Raw genomic sequence first — 5,256 nt, forward strand, 5'->3', positions numbered from 1 at the left:
CATAAACTCGTCCGCAGTTTCTCCGTTTCGCGTCCAAAACTATTTTTGCGACAAAGCCCCCTAAAATACCTTCAAGACAGGAAACTACAACGAGATGTACACCGCTCCCAGAACCGTGTCGAATCGTACCATCAACTACGAGCTGCTATTGCAACTGCTTATGGAAAAAAAACAGCTATCAGGCAGAGGTGATCGTGAAATTGAAATCAGCAATCAATGTGCAAGGCTTATTGCCAACGCCATTATCCATTATAATTCAGCGATACTATCCAAGCTCAAATTAAAATATGAAGCAGAGGATAATCAGAAGGCGTTGGCTAGATTGAAGAAAATTTCACCGGTGGCTTGGCAACACATCCATTTTCAGGGGCACTTTATTTTTGCTGGTGATAAAATCATTGACCTTGATACAATAATAAACCAAGTCACCCTTGATGACTCAAAAAAGATCAGTGCGACTAAAAACACTCCGGAAATTTCGACGGTTCCGGCCTAGAACCCCTATTACCTTTTTCAATCAATTTTTTATGAGGAGAAAGTTTTAAATATTTTGAGTGAAATATTAAATCAACATCCTTTGTATAATGATAAAGGCTACCATCGGAATAATTAAGATAAGGCTCAATTATTTTCAATAGCTCACTTCAAATATTCAAAATTTAAATGGCATGATCAAGTAGTGCTATTTCTTTTAGTGGCGGGAGCTGCTCTTGTTACGAAGATCAGCTCCTCTAAGGGCGGAACCTTTTTCTTTATATGTAAATATTCACGATGCCATATTTAAGTCCAATGTAACTGGAATTTGCTTTTGTCTTTTTCTTTTAAAAAGAGAAAAAGAAGACAATTCATGTTGATTTTCTTCTTCTGTTGATTCAGCTATAGTTTTCTTTATTCTTTTTATATGAGCAATTTTTTCGGCATAACTAATAGCTAAGATGCGCATTTGCCCCTCGTCATTGGCACCAGCACCTTTGATTTGTAAATAATGACTATAGTCTTCTAGGACAGCAGAAGGAGCAATGCGCTGTATATCTAAAAAAAGAGGATGTTGATCTTCTTCAAAGCAGCTACAAATTTTTGCATAGACGGACTCATCTATATTGCTTAATGCCATTCCCAATAAAATATTAATTTCAGGCATAGGGGAGGTAAAGGTAAGGTTAGACCATGACGTAGATAATAGTTCGCCATAATAAAATAGCAAGTGAGAGTAAATATCTTTAATATCCTCTTTTCTAAAAGGTTCAATCATCTGAGTAAGATTTAAGTAAAGCTTTTTAAAACTTAAGTAATAGAAAAAAGGTAACAGTCTATCATCATCTAACTGATTAAAATAATCCTGCACTTCTTGATAGTTATATTCAAAAAAAGAATAATTATTTTTTAAAAAATTAAAAAGGCCGGTCAAATCTTTAGTGTAACAACTTTTCAGTCCCTCCATAATTTGCCTGAAATTCATAGCTGGGATGAACAAGGAGGCAAAACCTAGCAAAGCATTATTTTCTCTGTCAGATAAAAATTTAGCTATTCTCATAAACACATAGTTAACATTTAGAGGGTTGTAACTTTCTTTTAATATCTTAAGTAATTCCTCTCTTTTTATTTCGTTTTTTGATAAATATTTTTCATTAGCTTGAGTATCAAATAAAGTAATGAGTAAAGGCTGACCATATTTCGTGTCATTAGGATGAAGAGGTGTTTGTTTTAGGAGAGCCAGGTGCTGTAATTCTGTGAAGTTATCTATCAATGTTAGAAGAGGAGCATAAGAGTGCCATGGCCATAGTGTTTTGTGAAATGCACTACTTTTTTTATTAAGGATGAACCAAGCCAACGATTTTCCATGTTCAGCGCAGGTTGGATTAAGAAATTGAGATGTTAACAATATAAATTGTTGTTCTTGTGTTAGATTGCTTATGAACTGTATGGCATCTGCAGCTTGCGCAAAGCAGAATTGATTATAACTCTTTTGTGATTCTTGTACCTCCATAGACTCAGGACAATATTGCGGAAATGCCAGAATCCATACATAACCTTTTTCCAGTTCGTTTTTTTTATATCCATCTCGGCATCCATATCCATGTAATAACAGTAACCCTAATAAACTCATTCCTTGAAAAGGGCCGACCGAAATGGGGTGCAATAATATTTTCCAACCGATTTGATTAAAAATTTTCGAATTAATTGATCGAGTATTAATTTGTTTTTTAATAAATTTAGATTCATGAAGACCATGGGCTATATCTTTTAATGCATTTATTGTTTTTAAGTCGTAAATTTCCGAAAGTAGAGCCCCTAATTTTGCTAATTGCATTCTTATTTTTTTAACTTCTTCACTTTCCTCATCATTAATTGCGCAGATATTATAAATTAATGTTTTTTGGTATTGTGTTAGACTTAATTCACAATGAAGTAGCTGTGCTCTCAACTTTTCATTTTCGATGTTTTCTATAACGTTGCTTCCAAGAACGCTGGCAAAGCGCTTATTTTCATTTATTATTCTTTGGGAATTAATGTAGATTTCTATATCATTGTCAAGGGATTGATTCTTCATAAAATGCATTTGTTAAATTTCAAACCCAAATTATACACTATAAATTTATAATTACTCTCCCATGCAGACATCGTCAATTAAACTCTGAACTACACTAATATTATTTACAGGCAGAATAGCATGTTAAAAAAGAAGTATAAACGATACCGTTATCCAATGGAGCTTATAAGCATTGCGGTGTGGAGTTCCAATCAGCTTGGAGATCTCAAGATGAAAAAACGTTATACAGAAGAACAAATTATTAGGGCTACCAAATCCCATGAAGCTGGGACTAAAGTTAATGACCTATACCGAGATTTTCAAGAAGCCATATCACTCCAAAATTCCATAAATTTGTTTGTTACCTCTTCAATGTCTTGATGTAATTTTAACACTCTAATATTGAGTTGGTCATTATATAATTCATATATATCCTGATTTTGGTCTTCATGATATCGAGTGCTAACAGATTTAATTCCTAATGCGTCGAATTGTTGAATAATATTAAATAATTGTTCGTTTTCAAAAACATGGGGGTTTGGTTTTTTTTGCAAAATATGGTTTATTTCATCGTATAAAGGTTGTAAATGATGTTTCATCATATTCTTTTTTTCAATTTTGGATTTTATTAAGAAATCGCATCCCCATATAAAATCTTCTCGTTTTTCAAAATAAATCACATTATTGAGTTCTGTTAAATGATAATAAAATTTATCAAAATTATTGCTCTCAGCACGCATAACGTCTGATTCGATCTCTATTATTCGACTAAATTTTTTATTCCAATCATCTTCCATTTTACAAACTAAATATAAGCAAAATCCAAGTATGATTATTAAAAATAGGCTTATTGGGGTTCTAGCCGGGAACCTCAGAAATTTCCGGACAGTTTTTAATCATTCAAGAAGCCTTTGAATCGAGTTGCAGCCATTTCCGTATATCGTACCGTATTTTGAATATTTTTATGCCCCAAGTAATGCTGAATGCTTCGTGTATCTTGTCCATCATTAGCCAGTTTAAATCCCGTGGAATGTCTGAGCATGTGTGGATGAACTGAAAACCCAAGTTGAGCAACTTCACCAGCCCTGGAAATTATTTTCCGAACAGTGTTTCCTGTTATGGGTGCTTTTCTCTCCGTCATAAAAACATAATCAGTTTCTGGATAATCACGTTTTAACTGGCGAAGAGCTCTCAATTCAGCACCAAAGAGTGGGTGGTGAGTGGATAAGCCATTTTTGCGACGAATAACATAAAATAAGCCTTGATCTAAATCAAGCTGTGACCAGCAAAGTGAGATTAATTCAGAAACTCGAAGCCCGTGCCTGTAGGCGAGTAATATCATAGTCGCATCACGTTGGCCGTGTCGCCCAGTGCGTTTTGCAGCAGCTATTAGCCTATCAATTTCTGTTGGCGTTAAATATTCGCGAGCCCTGTAAAGGCTGTTTTTAATTCTTTTTGGCGGATCTATATTTTCTATCTTTCCGATAAATAGGTGATTTACGGAGTGTTTTTTAGTAGAATCGCCACTTTTTTTGTGGTGTTTTTTATCCGATGCGAGCAAGTAATAAGCAATTAACGATACTATCCGAAGCGGAGAGAGCTGCTTTATATGAGATCCCTGATTTTGATGACATTCAGCGTTTGAACTATCTTAACCTAACCCCTGACGAACAAGTCTTAATGCGTAGCCGAAGTAATTTATCAACACAGGTCCATTGCGCCATTCAAATAGGTTACTTCAAAGCCAAACATCGGTTCTTTTCATTTAAATGGGACGAGGTTCAGGATGACATTGATTTTATTATGCAAGAATATTTTCCTGGACAACTCTTTCACCCAACTATCATCACAAAACATCAATATTATGCGCAATGCCAGGCCATTGCCTCACATTATGGCTATAAGATTTGGTCAAAAGAATTTGAGCCACTATTGAGTGCTCAGGCGGAGCAAATCCTGCGCCGTGATGTTAGCCCACAATTTATCGTCATCGAATTATTAGCGTTTATGCAGGAAAAGAAAATCGTGCGTCCTGGATAACCACTTTGCAAGCGATCGTGAGCAATGTTTTGAATGCTGAACGTAATCGGTTAGGAAAGATTATTCGAGAATCCCTAACAGCGGATAATAAATCCGCTTTGCAAAAACTGTTGCTTGAAAAAGAAACAGAAACGCTTTCTGAATTAGCGGATCTCAAACAGGATACCAAAGATTTTAATGCGCGCATGATAAGTGCTGAGCGGGAAAAATTGCTTTCGATAAAACGATTGTATCAGCTCGCCAAATCACTCTTGCCGAAACTCAATATTTCTCAGCAAAATGTTCACTATTACGCAAGTCTTGTGGATTATTACGACATTTATGATTTACGAAAAGAGTTGAAGTCTGAGCAGACCTATCTTTATCTTTTGTGCTATCTCTCACAGTGATACCTTCAATTGAATGATAACTTAATGGACGCTTTTTGCTTGAATCTCAAACAATTTGAAGCTGACCTTAAAGAAAAAACAAAAGAAGCCTATACAGACTATGCGGTAAGTAAACAAATTGACTCTTTTGTTATGCGTAAATTTGCTCGGCTATTCATCAACCAAGAGCTTCACGATCAGCTCAGCTTTGGTGACGTCCGCAAAAAGGCATTTGAAACCATTATCCCTGAAGAAGAGTTGCGTAATAAAATACCTGAAGAAAATGAAGAGGAACTTAAGCGCATCGATTTTCAATGG

6 protein-coding genes and 1 pseudogene are annotated in these 5,256 nt (G+C 35.3%); 4 read left to right on the forward strand and 3 right to left on the reverse strand.

What is annotated here, in order from left to right; all coding sequences use genetic code 11:
- Nucleotides 1-418 (forward strand): annotated as a pseudogene (locus tag QM652_RS13960) (Tn3 family transposase); the annotation flags it as partial.
- 348 nt (nucleotides 419-766) lie between these two features.
- Here the strand turns inward: QM652_RS13960 and QM652_RS13965 are convergent.
- From QM652_RS13965 to QM652_RS13975, 3 genes are all read right to left on the reverse strand, one after another.
- Nucleotides 767-2,551 carry a hypothetical protein gene (locus QM652_RS13965; protein WP_415076829.1) on the reverse strand — a complete coding sequence of 595 codons (1,785 nt, stop codon included), beginning with the start codon at nucleotides 2,549-2,551 and terminating at the stop codon, nucleotides 767-769.
- A gap of 299 nt (nucleotides 2,552-2,850) precedes the next feature.
- Entirely contained in the window at nucleotides 2,851-3,327 is a 477-nt protein-coding gene (locus tag QM652_RS13970) for a hypothetical protein (RefSeq protein WP_415076831.1), read from the reverse strand.
- 95 nt (nucleotides 3,328-3,422) lie between these two features.
- Nucleotides 3,423-4,091 (reverse strand): tyrosine-type recombinase/integrase, encoded by a 669-nt coding sequence (locus QM652_RS13975; protein ID WP_415076833.1) that lies wholly within the window; start codon nucleotides 4,089-4,091, stop codon nucleotides 3,423-3,425.
- Here QM652_RS13975 and QM652_RS13980 point away from each other — a divergent pair.
- The 3 genes from QM652_RS13980 to QM652_RS13990 form a co-directional block, all read left to right on the forward strand.
- Nucleotides 4,082-4,570 carry a DUF4158 domain-containing protein gene (locus QM652_RS13980; protein WP_415076835.1) on the forward strand — a complete coding sequence of 163 codons (489 nt, stop codon included), beginning with the start codon at nucleotides 4,082-4,084 and terminating at the stop codon, nucleotides 4,568-4,570. The genes QM652_RS13975 and QM652_RS13980 overlap by 10 nt on opposite strands.
- Nucleotides 4,571-4,587: 17 nt before the next feature.
- The gene (locus tag QM652_RS13985) at nucleotides 4,588-4,959 is read left to right on the forward strand and encodes a hypothetical protein (RefSeq protein WP_415076837.1); all 372 of its coding nucleotides are present in this window, start codon (nucleotides 4,588-4,590) and stop codon (nucleotides 4,957-4,959) included.
- 24 nt (nucleotides 4,960-4,983) lie between these two features.
- Nucleotides 4,984-5,256 (forward strand): hypothetical protein (locus QM652_RS13990; protein WP_415076838.1); only part of this gene is annotated, 273 nt, incomplete at its 3' end.

This window comes from Legionella sp. (genome assembly GCF_047605385.1).
In the GTDB taxonomy this organism is placed as follows: domain Bacteria; phylum Pseudomonadota; class Gammaproteobacteria; order Legionellales; family Legionellaceae; genus Legionella.

Bases quoted from the DNA above. Each gene is read 5' to 3' on its own strand.
- QM652_RS13965 (WP_415076829.1), bottom strand. From the start codon at position 2,551: ATGAAGAATCAATCCCTTGACAATGATATAGAAATCTACATTAATTCC.
- QM652_RS13970 (WP_415076831.1), bottom strand. From the start codon at position 3,327: ATGGAAGATGATTGGAATAAAAAATTTAGTCGAATAATAGAGATCGAA.
- QM652_RS13980 (WP_415076835.1), top strand. From the start codon at position 4,082: ATGCGAGCAAGTAATAAGCAATTAACGATACTATCCGAAGCGGAGAGA.